The organism is Pseudonocardia sp. T1-2H (genome assembly GCF_038039215.1).
Classification (GTDB): Bacteria; Actinomycetota; Actinomycetes; order Mycobacteriales; family Pseudonocardiaceae; genus Pseudonocardia.
This window is the reverse complement of record NZ_JBBPCL010000001.1, coordinates 2,738,930-2,758,244: the sequence shown is the minus strand read 5'-3', so window position 1 is coordinate 2,758,244 and position 19,315 is coordinate 2,738,930. Positions and strand designations below refer to the sequence as shown.

Below are 19,315 nucleotides of genomic sequence, written 5' to 3'. Positions count from 1 at the left end.
GCTTCCTAAACTACGCACGAGCGTTAAGTATTTCAAGCAACGCGGCGCGCGTCACACCGCGGACTTCTCGACGAAGCTCCGGTAGACGCCCAGCAGGGCGAGCTTCTGCTCCTCCGAGAGCCGCCCGTCCGCGGCGATCGCCTCCTCCACCCCGGACACCGGCGCGGCCCCCTGCACGGTGGTCGGGCCGTGCGGGCCCGCCGCCGCGGCGGTGGCCCCGGCCGCGGCGGGGTCCGACGCCCAGCCCGCCTGCTGCAACAGCTGCTCGGTGGAGAGCTGCAGCGCGTCCGCGATGGAGTGCAGCACCTTGAGCGACGGCTGGTGCAGCCCGCGCTCGATCTGGCTCAGGTACGCGTTGGACACCTTGGTCATCGAGGCCATCTCGCGCAGCGACAGCTTGGCCATCTGCCGCTGCGACCGGATGAAGCCGCCGAGCGCGTTGAACTGCGCCGCCCAGCCCTCCGAGCGGCGGTCCTGGGACGACGACGAACCTGTTGCCATGAGTGCATTGTGTCCGGTCCGGGGCCTGCGCCGCACGCAGCATCCCGACGCCGATCGGCTCAGCCGGTCACATAGCTCCCCGGCGCGTCGCCGAGGACGGAGTACGACGTGCCGCCGATCGTGGGCGGCGTGCGCATCGCGCCACCCCGCTCGGCGATCCACGGCGTCCAGTCCTCCCACCAGCTCGCCCGGTGCTCCCCCGCGTCGTCACGCCAGTCGTCGGCCTCCGCCGGCAGGTCCGCGGACTCGCCGAACCAGTGCCGGGACTTCTCCGACGGCGGGTTCACGACGCCGGCGATGTGGCCGGAGTTCGAGAGGACGAACCGCACGGTGCCGCCGAGCTTGGCCGCTCCCTTGTAGACGGACTTCCACGGCGCGATGTGGTCCCGCTCCGCGCAGATGATGTAGGCGTCCTGCTCGACGTCGGCGACGTCGAGCCGCTCTCCCGCGAGCTCCAGCTTGCCCTCGGCGAACTGGTTCTCGACGTAGCAGGTGCGCAGGTACTCCGTCTGCATCGCCGCCGGCATCCGGGTCGAGTCCGAGTTCCAGCTGAGCATGTCGAACGCCGCCGGCGGCTCGCCGAGCAGCCAGTTGTTCACCACGTAGTTCCACATCAGGTCCGTGGACCGCAGCATGTCGAACGTCGTCTTCATCTTCTCCGCGGGCAGGTAGCCGTCCCGCTTCATCACCTTCTCGAGACGGTCGACCGTCGCCTCGTCGACGAAGACGCCGAGCATGCCGGGGCCGGTGAAGTCGAGCAGCGTGTTCATCAGGGTCAGGCTGTTGATCCGGTCCTCGCCCTTCTGGGCGAGCCAGGCGGCGGTGGCCGCGGACATGGTGCCGCCCAGGCACAGCCCCGCGACGTTGACCTTCGGCGCCCCGGTGATCTCCTGCACCACGTCCAGCGCGGCGACGGGACCCTCACGCAGGTAGTCGCTCATCGTCAGGTCCCGCAGTGCCGAGTCCGGGTTGCGGTAGCTGATCATGAAGACGGTGTGCCCGTGCTGCACCGCCCACTCCACGAGGCTCTTCCCCGGCGCGAGATCCATGATGTAGTACTTGTTGATCCACGGCGGGCTCATCAGCAGCGGGACCTCGTGCACCTCGTCCGTCTGCGCCTCGTACTGGATCAGCTCGATCAGCCGGTTCCGGTAAACCACCCGGCCCGGTGTCGCGGCCAGGTCCTTGCCCACGACGAACTGACCGGGCGTGGTCTGGCGCGGCAGCCCGCGGTTCTGCACGACGTCGCGCAGCAGGTTCGCGAGGCCCCGCACGAGGCTCTGCCCGCCGGTCTCGAGCGCCTTCTTCAACAGCGCCGGGTTCGACGCCGGCCAGTTCACCGGCGAGGTGGCCTCGATCAGCTGGCCGACGACGAAGTCCACCTTGCGCCGCGCGACGGGCGACAGCTCGGTCCCGGCCGCGAGCTCGCTCAGCCGCGCGGCGAACAGCGCGTGCTGCTGGCGGCAGAGGTAGTACCAGGCGTTGCCCTGCCACGCCGGGTCGCTGTAGCGCTTGTCCTTCGCCGGCAGGTCCGCCGGGCCCTCCTTGGTGCTGCCGACGGCCCGGGCGGCCGACGCCAGCGTCGCACGGGTGGCATCCCCGCCCCAGCCGAGGCCGACCCTGAGCGCGGACCGCGGGTGGGTGACCACCTGGCGCACCGCCTCGCGGACGGCGCCGCCGAGGCCCACGGGATCGATCCGGGCGGCGGTGGTGGCGGGGTCGAGCAGCTCGCGGAGCTCGGCGACCAACGCGGTGACGCGCGCCGTGGCGGCCTCCGCCCTCGCTGTGCCGGTCGCGCGTTCGGCAGGGGCGCCGATCGCGGTGGGACTGGTCGCTCCGGTGGGTGCGGTGGTGGACATCGGTGGCCGAGCCTCCCGGGTTCGTCGATTCGCGTCCGCCGCCGCGAGCGAACGCCCAGGTCGTGAGGTCCCTCGCGGCGGTGACCCCATCGTGGGGGGTACTCGCGGGTAGCGGCGGATGGAGGACCAAGGTCACGTGTATACCCCGTCACCTGCGCTTGAGATAGCAAGCGCTACCAATGGGTAGCTCCGCGTTGCTTGGGATCCTCATCACGGTTACCGTTCGGTACCGGACTGTCGGACATCGAAGGAGATGGGAGACGGCCATGACCGCTGCTGCACAGACCCCGTTGGAGCTGCACCGGAGATCGACGAACGCCGGACCGCACGACGGGACGGACGACTTCGGCTCCGTCCCGCTGGCCGGCGCCTCCGGCCCGGTCCCGGGCGGGCGTGGCGACGCCGACGACGGCTCACCGCACCCCCACCCGCTCCGCTTCCTGGCCGGTTACCACGCCGTCACCACGGCCCGCAGCGTCACCGAGCTGGCCCGCGCGGCCGCGACGGCCTGGGTCGACACCGTCACCCACTTCAGGACGCCGTTGGAGACCGCCGCGCGCGGCATGGCGTGGTGGTCGACGATGCTGGACCGCCGGGTACCCCAGTGGCACCTGCCGAACGAGATCGTGCTCAGCACGCCGTTCGCGCACCTGCGGGACTTCACCGCACCCGAGGACCGCGACGACGCCGTCGTGCCGACCCTGGTGCTCCCGCCGCAGGCAGGGCACTCGTCGACGGTCGTGGACTTCTCCCCGCAGCAGAGCCAGATCGCCGTCATCCGCGCCGCGGGCCTGACAAGGGTCTACTCGCTGGACTGGCGGCCGGCCACGGCCGCGACGCGCACGGTCACCGTCACGGACTACCTCGACATGATCGACCGGTCGATCCGCCGGATGGGCGGGAAGGCGAACCTCGTCGGGGACTGCCAGGGCGGCTGGCTGGCCACCATCTACGCCGCGCTGCACCCGGAGCGGGTGCACACGCTCACCCTGGCCGGCGCGCCGATCGACTTCCACGCCGGGGACTCCGTCATCGCGGCCTCGACGCTGGCGATGGCCGGGAAGCTGGGCATGGCATCGTACAAGGCGCTCGTGGCGTCCGGCGGCGGGAACATGCCCGGCCGGGCGGTGCTCGCGAACTTCATCATGATCCAGCCGCAGTCCGAGATCTCCCGACAGCTGCAGCTGCTGGAGAACATCGACGACGCCGCGCACGTCGAGCGGTACCGCGTCTTCGAGGACTGGTTCAAGCACACCCAGGACATCCCGGGCGCCTTCTACCTCTGGCTCGTGGAGAACCTGTTCTGGAAGAACCGGCTGATCTCGGGCGAACTGGAGATCGACGGCCGGAAGGTGGACATGAGCTCCATCACGTGTCCGTTGTTCCTGCTGGCCGGATCGACGGACCACATCACCCCGCCCGCACAGCTGTTCGCGGCCGCGGACGCCGTCGGCACCCCCCCGAAGAAGATCACGAAGCGGATCGCGACGGGCGGGCACCTGGGCCTGTTCATGGGCCGGGACGCGCTGCGTCACGACTGGCCGCCCCTGCTCGAGGCGGTGCGGAAGCTCTCGGACACCGACCCGCGGAGCACCAGCCGGCGGCGGCGCGCGTCGCAGGCGGTCGCGGACCCGCGGGACACCCCGCGCGTGCCCGCGCCGTGACGACGAGGCGGTAGGACGGCGTCGCCGGACGATCCCGAACCGTGATCTTGCCCAAAAGGTGATCTGCGTTAACCCGGACGGGGGATGCGCATCGCGGGAACGTTTGTCCGGCGACGTGCGTTCAACCCTGTAGAACCCCGGCGGTTCCGACCATTTCAGTAGCTTCCAGGTCGCCAGTACCGCCCGGGTCGCATGGGGAGGAACGTAGATGACAGCGCCGACCACCGCGTCGCCGAAGGCCGCCGAAGCCGCCACCGTGCGGATGGCTGCCCGCAAGTCCCCGGTCCGGAAGTCCACCGGCTCGCCGCGGAGCCTGCCGAGCCAGCGTACCTCTTCCGACGAGGTGGAGCCGTCCGCCCGACCGGAGCTCACCGCCGAGGACCTCGACGCGCAGAGTCCCGCCGCGGACCTGGTGCGTGTGTACCTCAACGGCATCGGCAAGACCGCACTGCTCACCGCCGCCCAGGAGGTCGACCTCGCCCGGCGGATCGAGGCGGGCGTCTTCGCGAAGCACAAGCTCGACACCGCCGCCCAGACCGGCGAGGAGATCGAGGTCGGGCTCGCCCGTGACCTGCGGGCCGTGGTCCGCGACGGTGCGCGCGCCCGCAACCACCTGCTGGAGGCGAACCTCCGGCTCGTCGTGTCCCTGGCCAAGCGTTACACCGGCCGCGGGATGCCGCTCCTGGACCTCATCCAGGAGGGCAACCTGGGGCTGATCCGCGCCGTCGAGAAGTTCGACTACGCGAAGGGCTTCAAGTTCTCCACGTACGCGACGTGGTGGATCCGACAGGCCATCACCCGTGGCATGGCGGACCAGGCCCGCACCATCCGGCTGCCCGTCCACCTGGTCGAGCAGGTCAACAAGCTGGCCCGGATCAAGCGGGACATGCACCAGCGGATGGGCCGCGAGGCCACGCACGAGGAGATGGCCGAGGAGTCGGGCCTGCCCGTCGAGAAGATCGCAGACCTGCTGGACCACGCCCGTGACCCGGTGAGCCTGGACATGCCCGTCGGCACCGACGAGGAGGCCCCGCTCGGGGACTTCATCGAGGACGCCGAGGCCGCGGACGCCGAGAACACCGTGATCTCGCACCTGCTGCACGACGACCTGCGCCGGGTGCTCTCGACGCTGGAGGACCGCGAGCAGGCGGTGATCCGGATGCGCTACGGCCTGGACGACGGGCAGCCGCGCACGCTGGACCAGATCGGCCGCCGCTTCGGGCTCTCCCGCGAGCGGGTCCGTCAGATCGAGCGCGAGGTCATGGCCAAGCTGCGGATCGGTGAGCGGGCGGACCGCCTGCGCGCCTACGCCAGCTGACAGCCGGCCACCGCCGACACGACCAAGATCCGGCCCGGACGCCTTCGTCCGGGTCGGATCTCGTTCCCAGGCCGGCGCCGCCCCCGGGCTCCCCACGAGTACAGGGCGGCGCCGACCGAGAGCAGTGTGTCGGTCGGGCGGGCCCCGCACACCCGCGACAGGCGCCCCGATCGGCTGACACCCCCGGATCGCCCGTCCGGGTGATCCACATGCCGGGCGGCGTCGAGCCGGGACGGCTCACCCCAGGGTGAACGGATCCCGCGTCTGGCCGCTGAGCTCCACCCACACCGCCTTCTCCTCGGTGTACTCCGAGACCGCACCCGCGCCGTTCTCCCGGCCCAGGCCGCTGAGCCCGACGCCGCCGAAGGGCACGCTCGGCGCCACCACGCGGTAGGCGTTGATCCACACCGTGCCCGCCCGGATCTTCGCGGCGACCCGGTGGCCGCGGTGCACGTCCTTCGTCCACACCGCGGAGGCGAGGCCGTACGGCGTGTCGTTGGCCAGCTCGACCGCCTCCTCCTCGGTACGGAACGTGTACGCCGAGAGCACCGGTCCGAAGACCTCCTCGCGGACGATCGTCGACTCCGGTCCGACGCCCGTGAGCACCGTCGGCTGCACGAAGTAGCCGCCCAGGCCCTCGTCCGCGCCGCCGCCGTAGGCGACGGTGGCGCCCTCGTCCCGCGCGGTGCGCAGGTAACCGAGGACCTTCTCGTACTGCGGGCCGTTCGCCACCGGACCCATCTCGGTCTCCGGGTCGTTCGGGTCCCCGAGCCGGATCTGCGACGCGCGCTCCGCGACGAGCCGGACCAGCTCGTCGTGCACGTCCTCGTGCACGATCAGCCGGCTGCCGGCCATGCAGGTCTGCCCGGTCGCCGCGAAGACGCCCGCGACCAGCCCGTTCGCCGCGGCCTTCAGGTCCGCGTCCGGGAACACGACCTGCGGGGACTTCCCGCCGAGCTCCAGGGTGACCTTGTTCAGGTTCTCCGCGGCGGCGTGCGCCACCGCCCGACCGGTGGCCGTCGAGCCGGTGAAGGCGACCTTGTCCACGCCCGGGTGCCCGGCCAGCGCGGCCCCCACCTCCCGGCTCTGCCCGGACACGACGTTCACGACGCCCGGCGGGAACCCCGCCTGTTCGATCAGCTCCGCGAAGGCCAGCGTGGACACCGGCGAGTGCTCCGAGGGCTTGATCACGATCGTGCAGCCGGCGGCCAGCGCGGGCGCGAGCTTCCAGGTCATGAGCAGCAGCGGCGAGTTCCAGGGCGTGATCGCGGCGACGACCCCGACCGGCTCGTGCCGGGTGTAGACGAGGTAGTTCGGGTTCGGCGAGGGGATCTGCCGGCCCTCGATCTTGTCCGCGAGCCCCGCGTAGTAGGCGTACCAGCCGCCGAGCCCGGTCAGCTGGCCGATCATCTCGCGGTAGAGCTTCCCGGAGTCGGCGACCTCGAGCCGGGCGAGGCGTTCGGCGTTCTCCCCCACCAGTTCCCCGAGACGCCGCAGCAGCGCGGCCCGGGCGAAACCGGTGGTGGCACCCCACTCGCCGTTCAGGGCGGTGCGGGCCGCGGACACGGCGGCGTCGACGTCCTCGGGGCCTCCGTCCGGGACCAGCGCCCACGGCCGGCCGGTGTAGGGGTTCTGGGACTCGAAGGTCCGGCCGGACAGGGCGTCGACGGGCTTGCCGCCGATCAGCATCGAGAACCGCTCGAGATCGGCCATCGGGCAGGGCACCTCCACCACGTCGTGTGCTCCTCGACCTTCCCACGGGCGCCGATCCGGCGGCAACGACCTGCGCGGAACGGAGGGTGATCCGGCGCCCGACGGATGGTCAACGTCCCCGTCGCTGCCTACTGTCGGGGTATGACGGGATCAATGCCGAGCACCAGCACCGCTCCCGAGGCGGTCACCGCGGCGACCATGCGGGACGTCCTCGGCCACTTCGTGTCCGGCGTCGTGGTCGTCACCGCACAGGGACCCGACGGCCCGCTGGGCTTCACCTGCCAGTCCTTCGCGTCGCTCTCGCTCGACCCCCCGCTGATCAGCTTCTCCCCCGCCCGCACGTCGTCGACGTGGCCGCGGATCCGCGAGGTCGGCTCGTTCTGCGTGAACATCCTCGCCGAGGACCACCAGGAGATCAGCAACGCGTTCGCCCGCTCCGGTACGGACAAGTACGCGGGCAAGAACTGGCGGCCCGCGCCGTCCGGGGCCCCGATCCTCGACGGTGTGAGCGCCTGGATCGACTGCACCCTCTGGAACGAGTACGACGGCGGGGACCACACGGTGGTCGTCGGGCGGGTCACGGATCTCGGTGCGGACCCGGCCCGGCTTCCGCTGACCTTCTACCGGGGCAGCTACGGCATCGCCCCGCCCGCGGGCACCGCGGACGCCGAGGAGAACTGAGTCCGGGGAGGGCCGGCTCCGGGCAGAACCCGCTCCGGGACGTCCCGCCTCAGCCGGGCAGGCCGAGCAACGCCGGCAGGTCCGCCACCGAGTCGATCACGGCCTGCGCCCCCGCCCGGCGCAGCACGGGCTCGGAGTGCGCGCCGGTGCGGACCCCCACCGCGAGCCCGGCCCCCGCCCGGACGGCGGCGAGGATCCCGGCGCTCGCGTCGCCGGCGACGACTGCGTCGGGCAGCTCCACCTCGGTGCGCCTCGCCGCGCCGAGGACCAGCGCCGGATCCGGCAGGCCGCGCCCGCCGGCGTCGCAGGGCGAGAGCACGGCGTCGACGAGGCCGGCCCAGCCGAGCGCGTCGATCACCGCGTCCCGGGTCTCCGGCCCGAACCCGCAGACCAGCGCGACGGCCACCCCGGAGGCGCGCAGCGTCTCGATCGCCACCCGGGCCCCGGGGATCTCCCGGATCCGCCCGGCCGCCACCGCCGTGGCCAGGCAGGCCTCGTAGGCCACGGCCGCCCGTCGCGCCAGCTGCATGTCGCCGTCGAGGAGATCGCCGAAGACGGTCAGCGTCGCCCTGTCCATCGTCGCCTCGGCCTGCCGGCGCAGCGCGGGGAACCGCGGGCCGTCCAGGGGGACGCGCACCGCGGTGAGGCCACGCCGGACCGCGTCGAGGACGAGCCCGTCGTCGGCCACGGTGGTGCCCGCCATGTCGAGAACGGCCAACCGCATCCCCGCACCCCATCGCCCCGAGATGGCCGGCCGGGGACACCCGGACGTCGGGCGGGTGAACGGATCGTGCCGGGTCAGGCCCGGCCGGACGCGGGAGGGCGGGCGCGGGCCGCCATCACGCCGAGGCTCAGCAGCAGCCGGTCCCGCGGATCGGCGATCCGGCGTCCGGTGACCGCCTCGATCCGGCGCAGCCGGTAGATCACCGTGTTGCGGTGGCAGAACAGCGTCTGCGCGGCGTGCGTCGGCGAGCCGCCGCTGGTCAGCAGCGCGTCCAGGGTGTCCAGGAGCACCTTCCGGTCCGCCGCGGGCAGCCCGAGCAGGCCGCCGAGCGCGGAGTCCAGCACCCGCGGCAGCAGTTCCGGGCTGTCCGCCAGCAACGCCTCCGGCAGCCGGTCGTCGAGGACGGCCAGGCCCGCCGTGGCGAGCGTGCGGACGGCGGTCTGCGCCATCCGGTAGCCGGCATCCGCCATGCCCAGCCCCTCGACGAGGCCGGACAACCCGACCCGGCCGACGACGCTCGGCTCCAGCAGCGCGCCGATCTCCCCGGCCGAGCGCCCCCGCGCGGCGACCAGGCCGACCATCTCCCCCTGCCGCAGCGCCCACACCGAGTCGATCCCCTGGGCCGCCAGGGTCTCCTGCGGGTCGTGCAGCGGATCGTGGCCCGCGGTCTCGACGCAGCCGACGGCGCACAGCAGCGGCCCCGTGTCCGGGAGCCCGAGCACCACCGCCGCGTCCCGGACGAACCCCGGGTCCCGCCCGCGGCCGCCCAGCAACCCGTCCAGGACGGCCCGCCGGCGGCTGAGGTCGTGGCCACGCATCCGCGACTCCTCCTGCCGGTAGGCGTCGACGAGCACCGCCGAGCTGCCGTCGTTGGTCCGCCAGATGTAGCCGGCGGCGTCCAGCAGGGCGGCGTCGTAGGCGCCGTCGAACCGCTGCCGTGAGGCCGTCAGCAGGGCCTCCCAGATCAGTCGCCCGCCGAGCCGGTAGCCGTGCAGCACCGCCTCGAGCGGGACGCCCTGCCGGGCCCGGGTCCGGCCGGTCTCCCGCGTGCTGTCGACCGGGTCGACGCCGTCCGGGACCGTGCCGGCCAGCACCTGCACGCCGCGGTGGAGGTTGCGCAGCGAGGCGTCGCGCAGCTCGTCGATCAGGCCCAGCTCGCCGTAGCAGGACTCGTGCTGCAGGATCTGCAGGGTCAGCCGGTCCGCGAGCAGGTCGATCTCGTCGAGGAGGACGGCGCCGAGCACGCGGAGCGCGTCGTCGACCACGGGGTCGTGTCGTGCGCCGCGCACACGACGGTGTCCGGGAGGCGTCGGCACAGCCTCGGACGCCCGCTCCCCGCCGGTGGACAGCACGACGGGAACTGTGCAGCAGGACGGCCCTCGTCGTCCACCCGTTCGGGCGTTCCGCCCAGTGATGGGCCGGCGATGCTGTGCGCTGCGCCCATGGCGGTGTCTGGTCCCAGCGCCCAATCTGGACCCCGTCCGGGTGATGCCGCTCACCCGGTCTCGTCACCCCTCGTCACCGCCGACGACGCCCGGAGGCCGCGCCCCGTGACCGAGCCCAGGCCCGATCCCGTTCCCCCGCCGGACGCCGTCCGCACGGCCGCGCCCCTGTTCGCCGTCGACGGCGTGGTGGTCCGCTTCGGCGGGCTCGTCGCCCTCGACGACGTCTCGCTCGCCGTCGCGGCGGGGTCGGTGCACGGCGTGATCGGCCCGAACGGCGCCGGCAAGACGACGTTGTTCAACGTGTGCTGCGGCTTCGTGCGGCCGGACGCCGGCACCCTGTCCTGGCACGGCGAGCCGGTCCGGGACCTGCGCCCGCACAAGCTCGCCGGGATGAGAATCTCCCGGACCCTGCAGGGCGTCGGTCTCTTCCGCGGCCTGACGGTCACCGAGAACGTGATGATCGGGGCGGACCGGCACCGCCGGGCGGGCTTCGGCTCCGCCCTGCTCGCCCTGCGCCGCTCGGGTCGCGACGAGCGCGCCCTGCGGGACCGGGCCCTGGGGGCCCTGGACGAGCTGGGCGCCGCGCACTACGCCGATCGGCTGCCCGGAAGCCTTCCCTACCCCGTGCAGAAGCGGGTCGCGCTCGCCCGCGCGCTGGTGGCCGAACCGGAGATGCTGCTGCTCGACGAGCCCGCGAGCGGCCTGGGCGAGGACGAGATGGCCGAACTCGGCGCACTGATCCGCACGCTGACCGCGCGGACGGCGGTCGTGCTGGTCGAGCACCACATGGACCTGGTGATGAGCGTCTGCGACCGGATCACCGTGCTGGACTTCGGCAAGGTCGTCGCGGACGGGCCGCCGGACGAGGTGCGCGACGACCCCGCGGTCGTCGACGCCTACCTCGGCGAGGAGGCGGTCCGGTGAGCACCTCGGCGGACACCGGGGCCGAGGGCCTCACCGCGACCTTCCCGAGGGCGGCCCTCGCCGTGCGCGGGCTCACCGCCGGCTACGGGCCGGTCCGCGCCCTCGACGGCGTCGACGTCACCGCCGAGCGCGGGCACATCACCGCGGTGCTCGGCGCCAACGGCGCCGGCAAGACCACCCTGCTCCGGACGATCTCCGGGCTGGTCCGGCCCACCGCCGGAACCGTGCACGTCGACGGCACGGACCTGACCGCCGCAGCGGCGGAGAAGATCGCGCGGGCCGGGGTGGCCCACGTCCCCGAGGGCCGCGGTGTGATCACCGAGCTGACGGTGGAGGAGAACCTCCGGCTCGGCGCGCTGCTCGGGAGGTCCCGCAAGCGGACCGAGCGCACCGTCGAGGACGTCTACACGATGTTCCCGGCCCTGGCCGAGCGCCGCCGCCGCGACGCCCACACCCTCTCCGGCGGCGAGCGGCAGATGCTGGTCATCGGCCGGGCGCTGGTCTCCGGGCCGGACGTGCTGCTGCTCGACGAGCCGTCGCTGGGCCTCGCGCCGCGGATCGTCTCGCAGATCTTCGGGATGCTCCGGGACCTGGTGCGGGAGACCGAGCTGGCGATCCTGCTCGTCGAGCAGAACGCGCGCAGCGCCCTGTCCATCGCCGACGTCGGGATCGTCCTCGGGCTGGGCCGGGTCGTCGCCACCGCACCGGCCGCGGAGCTCGCCGCGGACGACGCCCTGCGGCACGCCTACCTCGGATTCTGACCCTCCCTCGTGGGGAAGGAGCCTCATGCAGCAGTTCGTCAACACCACGCTGACCGGCATCGGGCAGGGGGCGATCTACGCCGCCTTCGCGCTGGCCCTGGTGCTGATCTGGCGGTCGACCCGGGTGGTCAACTTCGCCCAGGGCGCGATGGCGATGTTCACCACCTACCTCGCGCTGGTCGTCATCGAGCGGGGCGCGCCGTACTGGGTCGCACTGCTCGTCGCGCTCGCGGGCGGCCTGGTCCTGGGCGCCGGCGTCGAGCGCCTGGTCGTCCGGCGCGTCGCGGGGAACGAGATGGCGGCGGTCATCGTCACCCTCGGCCTGTTCGTCGCGTTCCAGGCGGTGGCGTCGATCCTGTTCGGCGCCACGTTCAAGTCCTTCCCCGCCCCCGTCGGCCTCCAGGGCTTCACCATCGGCTCGGCGACCGTCGCGTTCACCCCGTTCACGGTGTTCATCCTGGTCTCGGTGGGCGTGGTGCTGGCCGGGCTGGTGGCGCTGTTCCGGTTCACGGACGTGGGCCTGCGGATGCGGGCGACGGCGTTCAGCCCGGAGGTCTCGCGGCTGCTCGGCGTGCCGGTCGGCCGGATGCTCACCCTCGGCTGGGCGCTGGCCGCGCTCGTCGGCTCGCTCGCCGGGCTGCTGATCGCGGGCGGGAGCCTCGTCTACCCCGCCTACATGGACACGGTGATCGTCTACGGGTTCGTCGCCGCGGTGCTGGGCGGGCTGGACTCCCCCGGCGGCGCCGTGGTCGGCGGGCTCGCGATCGGGCTCGGGCTCAGCTACGTGACCGGGTACCTCGGCAGCGAGCTGGTGCCGCTCGCCGCCCTCGCCGCGCTGGTCGCGGTGCTGCTGGTGCGGCCGCAGGGGCTCTTCGCCCGGGCCGCGGCGAGGCGGGTCTGATGACCGCCCCCGCGAACTCCCCCGCCCGCTCCGACGCCGCCGGGACCGTCGAGGACGCCGCCGGGCCGGGCCGCTTCGGGCGGTTGCGCCGGTGGCTGCCGAAGTCCGTGTTCGGCCGGCACGCACTGCTCGCCCTCGTCGGGCTCGTCGTGCTCGTGCTGGTGCTCGAGGCGACGCCGCCGTTCGCGAACTCCCAGTTCGCGACGATGTCCTACTACGCGATCGCGGCCGCCGGGCTGACCGTACTGACCGGGCTCAACGGGCAGATCTCGCTGGGCCACGGAGCCCTGATGGCCGTCGGCGCCTACACGACCGGGCTGCTGCTGACGCCCGACGGGCTCCCGCTCGTCGTCGTGATGGTGATCGCGGCCGTGGTCACCGCCCTGGTGGGCGTCGTCGTCGGGGCCGCCGCGTCCCGGCTGCACGGGCCCTACCTCGCCGGGGCCACGCTCGCGTTCGCCATCGCCGTGCCGGGCCTCGCGATCTACTTCCACGACTTCCTCGGTGGCGAGCAGGGCATGCAGATCACCGCGCCGCGGCCGCCGGCCTGGTTCTCCGACGCGGTGTACTTCCTGTCCGCCAACGAGACCTCCGGGGTCAAGTTCCTCGCCTACGTCGGCTGGGTGACCGCGCTGCTGGTCCTGCTGCTGCTCGCCAACCTGTGCTCGAGCCGGGTCGGGCGGGTCTGGCGGGCGGTGCGGGACGACGAGGTCGCCGCCGAGCTCGCCGGGATCAGGCTCGGCCGGGTCCGCGTGCTGGCGTTCACCGTGAGCGCCGCGTGCGCCGGCCTGGCCGGGGCGGTGCTGGGCGTCGTCGTGCGGCTCGCGGCGCCCAGCGGCTTCACCATCGTGCTGTCGATCGGGCTGCTCACCGCGGTCGTCGTCGGCGGGCTCGGCAGCCTGACCGGCGCGCTGCTCGGCAGCGCGCTGCTGGTGTTCCTGCCGCCCGCGATCACCGACGTCGGCACCTCGATCGGTCTGGACGACGTCCAGGCGGCCCAGCTGGCCCCGCTCGTCTACGGCGCGGTGCTCGTGCTGGTGATGCTCCTCGCGCCGTCCGGCGCGGTGGGCATCGCGAAGAGGCTGGTCCCCGCGTTCGGCAGGGGAAGGGGCCTTCGGGGCAGGTCCTCGAGGGATCACCACTCGACGAGGAGGTCGTGATGGGCAAGATCTGGCCCGGGAGAATCAGGCGCGGGAGAATCAGGCGCGGTCAGGCGCTGGGCGCGCTGGTCGCGAGCGCGGCGCTGGTGGTGGCCGGCTGCGGGGCCGGCGGGCGGCCCGCGGAGGGCACGAGCGGCAGCAGCGGCGGCGGTACCACCACCGGGCTGACCGCGGACACGGTGAAGGTCGGTGCGCACTTCCCGTTGACCGGCGTCGCCGCGCCGGGCTACAGCGAGATCCCGACCGGCACGAAGGCCTACTTCGACTGGGTCAACGCCAAGGGCGGCGTGAACGGCCGGAAGATCGAGTACGTCGTCCGGGACGACGCCTACAACCCCACCCAGACCAGCCAGGTCGTCAACCAGCTCGTCCTCCAGGACCAGGTGTTCGCGGTCATGGGCGGCCTCGGCACGCCCACGCACAGCGCCGTCCTGGACTTCCTCAACGGCGAGGGAGTGCCGGACCTGCTCGTCTCGTCCGGCTCGCGGCTGTGGGACCAGCCGGCGAAGTACCCGCAGACCTTCGGCTTCCAGCCGGACTACGAGATCGAGGCGAAGATCCTCGCCCAGTACGTGGCGCAGAACTTCCCGCAGGCCAAGGTGGGCCTGTTCCTGCAGGGCGACGACGTCGGCGTCGACGCGGAGGCGGGCGCCCGGCGCTACCTGGAGAAGCAGATCGTCTCGGTGCAGCGCTACACCCCGGGCAACACCGACATCGCCCCGCAGATCTCCGCGCTGCAGGCCGCGGGCGCGGACCTCGTGATCGGCTTCAACGTGCCGTCCTACACCGCACTGTCCCAGCTGCAGGGGCTGCGGCTGAACTACAAGCCGCAGTGGGTGTACAGCAACATCGGCTCGGACGCGAACCTCGTCGGCTCGCTGCTGGCGCGCTTCTCCCAGGGTTCCGTGACGGACGCCGGCCTCCTCGACGGCGCCATCACCGACAGCTACTTCGCCACCGTCGACACGCCGGACAACCCCTGGACCAAGCAGTTCGACGCGATCTGGAAGGCGAACGGGACCGGCGGGGAGCTCACCAACTACCGGATCTTCGGCATGACGCAGGCCTACACGTTCGTGCAGGCGCTGCAGGCCGCCGGGCCGAACCCGACGCGCGAGGGACTCGTCGCGGCCGTCGAGAAGACGGGCACGTCGCTGCAGGGTCCCTGGGTGGCGCCCTACCGCTTCTCCGCCGACCGGCACGCGGGCCTGTCCGGGGTCCGGGTCACGAAGATCGTCGGCACCGGGCAGCAGCCGCTCACCGGGGTCATGGTGACGGACAACGGGGAGGTCGCGGTGACGCCGTACACCGCTCCAGAGGCGGCCCCGCCCGCGGACGGGATCCCGCAGCAGCCCGCCGCCGGCTGACCCCGCCCCCTCATGCAGGAAAGCCGCTTTCCCGCCAGGTTCTGGCGTGGAAAACGGCTTTCCTGCCGTCCGGGTGGGGTCGCGGGTCAGGCGGCCTCGCTGGTCAGGATGCGCAGGGCCGCATCCGGGTACTCCTCCGTGAGGTCGTGCACCAGGTCGTCCCGGCCCTCGGCCACCGCGGCGTTCACCGCTTCCACGTACTCGTCGTGCAGCGCCACGAGGCGCATCCGTACCTGCTCGCCCATGTCCGTGTCCCTCTCCTCGCTCTCTGGGCTTGAACGATTCGGAGAATCCGAACGTGTGCGGCTCCGACGCAGCTCACAAGGTGTTCCGGGCCACCCGGCCGGGTCAGCTGGTGAGGTTCAGCTCGAAGGAGTAGCGGCTGGCCCGGTAGAGGTGCGAGCCGTACTCCACGGCCTTACCGCCGGCGTCCCAGGCGGTGCGGGTCATGGTCAGCAGCGGAGCGCCCCGGGACTCCCCCAGGATCTTTCCCTCGGCGGACGTCGCGTTCTTCGCCCCGACGACCTGGTTCGCCATCCGCGGGACGTGCCCGGCGGAGCGCAGCAGGTCGTAGAGCCCGGAGCGCTCGAGGTCCTCGCGGCGCAGCGGGAGGACGTCCAGCGGGACGGCGTTGTGCATGATCGCCAGCGGTTCGTCACCCGCGTAGCGCAGCCGCTCGATCCAGGTGACCTCCGTGCCGAACGCGATGCCCAGCGCCTCCGCGACGACGTCCGTGGCGGGCCGGATCTCGATCTCGCGGATCTCGGTGCGGGGTTTCTGCCCGCTCTTGAGCAGGTCGTCGTAGAGGCTGGTCAGCTCGACCGGGCGGCGCACCTTGGGGTGCACGACCTGGGTGCCGACCCCGCGCTTGCGGATGAGCATGCCGCGTTCGACCAGGTAGGAGATGGCGCGGCGCATGGTCGGGCGGGAGACGCCGAGCCGGTCCGCGAGCTCGACCTCGTTCTCAAGGCGGCTTCCGACGGGCATACTGCCGTCCTCGATCTGCTGCTGGAGGCGGGTCGCCACCTGGTAGTAGAGGGGGACCGGACTGGTCCGATCGAGCGATACATCCGGCACCAGACCTCCGGACGACAAGCGGTCCACGGCGTTATCCCCTCCGTATGTCCTTACAAACTATGTAAGGACAAACTATTGACGTACAGCTCATACGAGCGTACACCTGACGCGGTGTTCCGAGTCACAGCCGACGACGACGTCACAACCTGTGGGGACACGCACGTCACTCCGGTCCGCGTCATCCGGCGCGGACCACCCGTCGGGGGACGGACCGTCGCGACGACGCGACACAGACCCGAAAGGGAAGGACAACGATGTTCCGACACGGGAAGAGGTCGATCGGCCTCCTCGCCGCGGTGGCGTGCGCGGCGCTCGTCGCGGCCGGCTGCAGCAGCCAGGGCGGCGCACAGAGCCAGGCCGGCGGTGCCGCCCAGGGCCAGCGGTACACCATCGCGATGGTCACCCACGAGCAGCCGGGGGACTCGTTCTGGGACAAGATCCGCGCCGGCGCCCAGCAGGCCGCGACCGACCTGAACGTGGACCTGAAGTACTCGAACAACAACGCCGCCGGTGACCAGGCCACCCTGGTTCAGAACGCCATCGACTCGAAGGTGGCCGGCATCGCCGTCACCCTCGCCTATGCCGACCAGGTCGGTCCGGCCGCCCAGAAGGCGGTCGCGGCGGGCATCCCGACGGTCGCGTTCAACTCCGGGATCAACGAGTACCAGAAGTACAAGATCCCGATGTACTTCGGCTCCGACGAGGACCTCGCCGGGCAGTCCGCGGGTACCAAGATGACCCAGGCCGGCGGCGGCAAGGCGCTCTGCGTCGTTCAGGAGCAGGGTTCGGTCGCCCTGGAGGCGCGCTGCGCCGGCGTCAAGAAGACCTTCCCGGACACGGAGAACCTGCAGGTCAACGGCGCCGACCTGCCGTCGGTCCAGCAGACCATCGGCGCGAAGCTGCAGCAGGACCCGTCGATCACCTACGTGGTGACCCTCGGTGCGCCGATCGCCCTCGCCGCGCTGCAGTCCAAGACCGACGCCGGCAGCCAGGCCAAGATCGTCACCTTCGACCTCAACGCCGACGTCGCGAAGGCCATCCAGAACGGGTCGATCCAGTTCTCGATCGACCAGCAGCCCTACGTCCAGGGCTACATGGCCGTCCAGTCGCTGTGGCTGAACCTGACCAACGGCAACGACATCGGCGGCGGCAAGCCGGTCCTGACCGGTCCGTCCTTCGTCGACAGCACCAACATCGCCAAGATCGCGGAATACGCCGCGAAGAACACCCGCTGAGCCCGCTCCGCCCCGGGGTCGCCGCGCGGTGCCCCCGGGGTGGGCCCCGATCCAGGAGTGCAGAGCGATGAGCTCACCCGTCGCGACCCCGCCGTCCCCACCGTCCCCCCATCCACGTCCGCCAAGGGCACCGAGCCGGTTCGCGTGCAGCGCTCGCTCGGCGCCCGCATCCTCGCCCGCCCGGAGATCGGCGCGCTCGCCGCGGCGATCGCGATCTTCGTGTTCTTCTTCGCGATCGCCCCGCCCTTCCGCACCCCCGAGGCCCTCTCCACGGTCCTCTACGCCTCCTCGACGATCGGCATCGTCGCCGTCGGGGTGGCCCTGCTGATGATCGGCGGGGAGTTCGACCTCTCCTCCGGCGTCGCCGTCACCACCTCCGCGCTGGCCTCGGCGATGATCAGCTACCAGTTCTCGCTCAACGTGTGGGTGGGTGTGCTGATCAGCCTCCTCATCTCCCTCACCATCGGGTTCGTCAACGGCTACCTGCTCGTCCGGACCAAGCTGCCGTCGTTCCTGATCACCCTGTCCACGTTCTTCGTGCTGCAGGGTCTCAACCTCGGCGTCACCAAGCTGGTCACCGGAACCGTCGCCACCACCAACGTCAGCGAGCTCGACGGCTTCACCTCGGCGAAGGCGATCTTCGCCGGGGACATCCCGCTCGGCTTCATGAACGTCAAGATCTCCGTCCTGTGGTGGCTGCTGTTCGTGCTGTTCGCGACCTGGCTGCTGCTGCGTACCCGCACCGGCAACTGGATCTTCGCCTCCGGCGGCAACCAGGACTCCGCCCGCGCGGTCGGCGTCCCCGTGGCCAAGGTCAAGATCGGGCTGTTCATGGGCGTCGGGCTGATGGCCTGGTTCCTCGGCCAGCACCTGCTGTTCAACTTCTCCACCGTGCAGGCCGGCCTCGGCGTCGGCAACGAGTTCATCTACATCATCGCCGCGGTCGTCGGCGGCGCGCTGCTCACCGGCGGCTACGGCTCCGCCATCGGCTCCGCGATCGGCGCGTTCATCTTCGGCATGACCACCCAGGGCATCGTCTACGCCGGCTGGGACCCCAACTGGTTCAAGACCTTCCTCGGCGCGATGCTGCTGCTGGCGGTCCTGGTGAACCTCTACGTCAAGAACTACGCCTCGACGAGGAAGTGACCCATGACTGACACGATCGCCGAGCATGCCGCACGCGACCTGGAAATCGGCGCCCCCCTGGTGGAGATGGAGAACGTCGGCAAGTCCTACGGCGCCATCAGCGCGCTCGAGGGCGTCAACCTCACGGTCAACGCCGGCGAGGTGACCTGCGTCCTCGGGGACAACGGCGCCGGCAAGTCGACCCTCATCAAGATCATCTCCGGGCTGCACTCGCACACCGAAGGCACCCTGAAGGTCGACGGGGCCGAGGTGCACTTCGGCAGCCCGCGCGAGTCGCTCGACCACGGCATCGCCACCGTGTACCAGGACCTCGCCGTGGTGAGCCTGATGGAGGTGTGGCGCAACTTCTTCCTCGGCTCGGAGATCCGCAAGGGCAACTACCCCCTCGCCCCGCTGGACATCAAGGGCATGCGCGAGATCGCCGACGCCGAGCTCAAGAAGATGGGCATCCACGTCAAGGACATCAATCAGCCCATCGGGACGCTCTCCGGCGGGCAGCGCCAGTGCGTCGCGATCGCCCGCGCCGTCTACTTCGGCGCCCGCGTGCTGATCCTCGACGAGCCGACCGCCGCCCTGGGCGTCAAGCAGTCCGGCGTCGTCCTGAAGTACACCGCCGCCGCCCGCGACGCGGGCCTGGGCGTCGTGTTCATCACCCACAACCCGCACCACGCCTACATGGTCGGGGACCACTTCATCATCCTGAAGCTCGGCCGCCGGGTGCTGGACAAGAAGCGCAGCGAGGTCTCCCTCGAGGAGCTGACCACCGAGATGGCCGGCGGCCAGGAGCTCGCCGAGCTTCTCCCACGAGCTCAAGCGTTGAGGAAGGGCACGACACAGTT

17 protein-coding genes and 1 pseudogene are annotated in these 19,315 nt (G+C 71.8%); 11 read left to right on the top strand and 7 right to left on the bottom strand.

The annotated features are described in order from the left end of the window. Nucleotides 1-51: 51 nt before the first annotated feature. Entirely contained in the window at nt 52-501 is a 450-nt protein-coding gene (locus WBK50_RS13770; protein ID WP_341335992.1) for a helix-turn-helix domain-containing protein, read from the bottom strand. A 59-nt stretch (nt 502-560) separates the two neighbouring features. Continuing rightward, nucleotides 561-2,360, bottom strand: coding sequence for a PHA/PHB synthase family protein (locus WBK50_RS13765; protein ID WP_341335991.1), 1,800 nt, complete (start codon nt 2,358-2,360; stop codon nt 561-563). A gap of 266 nt (nt 2,361-2,626) precedes the next feature. Between WBK50_RS13765 and WBK50_RS13760 the strand changes: the two genes are divergently transcribed. Together WBK50_RS13760 and WBK50_RS13755 are read left to right on the top strand one after the other, a co-directional pair. Continuing rightward, nucleotides 2,627-4,024, top strand: coding sequence for an alpha/beta fold hydrolase (locus WBK50_RS13760; RefSeq protein ID WP_341335990.1), 1,398 nt, complete (start codon nt 2,627-2,629; stop codon nt 4,022-4,024). A gap of 262 nt (nt 4,025-4,286) precedes the next feature. Then, entirely contained in the window at nt 4,287-5,342 is a 1,056-nt protein-coding gene (locus WBK50_RS13755) for a sigma-70 family RNA polymerase sigma factor (protein ID WP_341339381.1), read from the top strand. Between the two features lie 237 nt (nt 5,343-5,579). On the opposite strand, the gene WBK50_RS13750 is transcribed toward WBK50_RS13755, so the two are convergent. Beyond that, nucleotides 5,580-7,055: an aldehyde dehydrogenase gene (locus tag WBK50_RS13750; RefSeq protein ID WP_341339380.1), complete on the bottom strand. Its 1,476-nt coding sequence runs from the start codon at nt 7,053-7,055 to the stop codon at nt 5,580-5,582. A gap of 153 nt (nt 7,056-7,208) precedes the next feature. On the opposite strand from WBK50_RS13750, the gene WBK50_RS13745 reads away from it, so the two are divergent. Beyond that, nucleotides 7,209-7,736, top strand: coding sequence for a flavin reductase family protein (locus WBK50_RS13745; protein ID WP_341335989.1), 528 nt, complete (start codon nt 7,209-7,211; stop codon nt 7,734-7,736). A 49-nt stretch (nt 7,737-7,785) separates the two neighbouring features. Here WBK50_RS13745 and WBK50_RS13740 read toward each other — a convergent pair whose 3' ends face one another. Further along, nucleotides 7,786-8,460: an HAD family hydrolase gene (locus WBK50_RS13740; RefSeq protein WP_341335988.1), complete on the bottom strand. Its 675-nt coding sequence runs from the start codon at nt 8,458-8,460 to the stop codon at nt 7,786-7,788. A 74-nt stretch (nt 8,461-8,534) separates the two neighbouring features. Further along, on the bottom strand, nt 8,535-9,725 hold the full coding sequence (locus WBK50_RS13735) for a PucR family transcriptional regulator (RefSeq protein ID WP_341335987.1): 1,191 nt from the start codon (nt 9,723-9,725) through the stop codon (nt 8,535-8,537). Nucleotides 9,726-10,010: 285 nt separating this feature from the next. Here WBK50_RS13735 and WBK50_RS13730 point away from each other — a divergent pair, with 285 nt between their 5' ends. Genes WBK50_RS13730 through WBK50_RS13710 form a run of 5 tightly spaced genes read left to right on the top strand, consistent with a single transcriptional unit; the run spans nt 10,011 to nt 15,018 of the window. Continuing rightward, the gene (locus WBK50_RS13730; RefSeq protein WP_341335986.1) at nt 10,011-10,829 is read left to right on the top strand and encodes an ABC transporter ATP-binding protein; all 819 of its coding nucleotides are present in this window, start codon (nt 10,011-10,013) and stop codon (nt 10,827-10,829) included. Next, complete coding sequence (locus WBK50_RS13725) at nt 10,826-11,590, top strand: ABC transporter ATP-binding protein (RefSeq protein WP_445942250.1); 765 nt, start codon at nt 10,826-10,828, stop codon at nt 11,588-11,590. The genes WBK50_RS13730 and WBK50_RS13725 overlap by 4 nt, the downstream gene beginning before the upstream one ends. 25 nt (nt 11,591-11,615) lie before the next feature. After that, a complete protein-coding gene (locus WBK50_RS13720; RefSeq protein ID WP_341335985.1) occupies nt 11,616-12,491 on the top strand; it encodes a branched-chain amino acid ABC transporter permease in 876 nt (291 codons plus the stop codon). Then, nucleotides 12,491-13,651: a branched-chain amino acid ABC transporter permease gene (locus WBK50_RS13715; protein ID WP_341335984.1), complete on the top strand. Its 1,161-nt coding sequence runs from the start codon at nt 12,491-12,493 to the stop codon at nt 13,649-13,651. Before WBK50_RS13720 ends, WBK50_RS13715 begins: the two co-directional genes overlap by 1 nt. Next, the gene (locus WBK50_RS13710; RefSeq protein ID WP_341335983.1) at nt 13,651-15,018 is read left to right on the top strand and encodes an ABC transporter substrate-binding protein; all 1,368 of its coding nucleotides are present in this window, start codon (nt 13,651-13,653) and stop codon (nt 15,016-15,018) included. The genes WBK50_RS13715 and WBK50_RS13710 overlap by 1 nt, the downstream gene beginning before the upstream one ends. Nucleotides 15,019-15,104: 86 nt before the next feature. Here the strand turns inward: WBK50_RS13710 and WBK50_RS13705 are convergent, their stop codons facing one another. Beyond that, the gene (locus tag WBK50_RS13705) at nt 15,105-15,263 is read right to left on the bottom strand and encodes a hypothetical protein (RefSeq protein WP_341335982.1); all 159 of its coding nucleotides are present in this window, start codon (nt 15,261-15,263) and stop codon (nt 15,105-15,107) included. 103 nt (nt 15,264-15,366) lie between these two features. Then, nucleotides 15,367-16,095 (bottom strand): GntR family transcriptional regulator, encoded by a 729-nt coding sequence (locus tag WBK50_RS13700; RefSeq protein ID WP_341335981.1) that lies wholly within the window; start codon nt 16,093-16,095, stop codon nt 15,367-15,369. A 254-nt stretch (nt 16,096-16,349) separates the two neighbouring features. Here WBK50_RS13700 and WBK50_RS13695 point away from each other — a divergent pair, with 254 nt between their 5' ends. The 3 genes and pseudogenes from WBK50_RS13695 to WBK50_RS13685 form a co-directional block, all read left to right on the top strand. Next, the gene (locus WBK50_RS13695; RefSeq protein WP_341335980.1) at nt 16,350-17,330 is read left to right on the top strand and encodes a substrate-binding domain-containing protein; all 981 of its coding nucleotides are present in this window, start codon (nt 16,350-16,352) and stop codon (nt 17,328-17,330) included. 57 nt (nt 17,331-17,387) lie between these two features. Continuing rightward, complete coding sequence (locus tag WBK50_RS13690; RefSeq protein WP_445942249.1) at nt 17,388-18,476, top strand: ABC transporter permease; 1,089 nt, start codon at nt 17,388-17,390, stop codon at nt 18,474-18,476. Nucleotides 18,477-18,542: 66 nt separating this feature from the next. After that, nucleotides 18,543-19,274, top strand: a pseudogene (locus WBK50_RS13685) (ATP-binding cassette domain-containing protein); the annotation flags it as partial. Nucleotides 19,275-19,315: the final 41 nt, after the last annotated feature.

Excerpts from the sequence above, each read along its gene's own strand:
- WBK50_RS13710 (WP_341335983.1), top strand. The coding sequence starts at position 13,651 with ATGGGCAAGATCTGGCCCGGGAGAATCAGGCGCGGGAGAATCAGGCGC.
- WBK50_RS13750 (WP_341339380.1), bottom strand. The coding sequence starts at position 7,055 with ATGGCCGATCTCGAGCGGTTCTCGATGCTGATCGGCGGCAAGCCCGTC.
- WBK50_RS13705 (WP_341335982.1), bottom strand. The coding sequence starts at position 15,263 with ATGGGCGAGCAGGTACGGATGCGCCTCGTGGCGCTGCACGACGAGTAC.
- WBK50_RS13755 (WP_341339381.1), top strand. The coding sequence starts at position 4,287 with ATGGCTGCCCGCAAGTCCCCGGTCCGGAAGTCCACCGGCTCGCCGCGG.
- WBK50_RS13745 (WP_341335989.1), top strand. The coding sequence starts at position 7,209 with ATGCCGAGCACCAGCACCGCTCCCGAGGCGGTCACCGCGGCGACCATG.
- WBK50_RS13760 (WP_341335990.1), top strand. The coding sequence starts at position 2,627 with ATGACCGCTGCTGCACAGACCCCGTTGGAGCTGCACCGGAGATCGACG.
- WBK50_RS13740 (WP_341335988.1), bottom strand. The coding sequence starts at position 8,460 with ATGCGGTTGGCCGTTCTCGACATGGCGGGCACCACCGTGGCCGACGAC.
- WBK50_RS13695 (WP_341335980.1), top strand. The coding sequence starts at position 16,350 with ATGTTCCGACACGGGAAGAGGTCGATCGGCCTCCTCGCCGCGGTGGCG.
- WBK50_RS13720 (WP_341335985.1), top strand. The coding sequence starts at position 11,616 with ATGCAGCAGTTCGTCAACACCACGCTGACCGGCATCGGGCAGGGGGCG.
- WBK50_RS13770 (WP_341335992.1), bottom strand. The coding sequence starts at position 501 with ATGGCAACAGGTTCGTCGTCGTCCCAGGACCGCCGCTCGGAGGGCTGG.
- WBK50_RS13765 (WP_341335991.1), bottom strand. The coding sequence starts at position 2,360 with ATGTCCACCACCGCACCCACCGGAGCGACCAGTCCCACCGCGATCGGC.
- WBK50_RS13715 (WP_341335984.1), top strand. The coding sequence starts at position 12,491 with ATGACCGCCCCCGCGAACTCCCCCGCCCGCTCCGACGCCGCCGGGACC.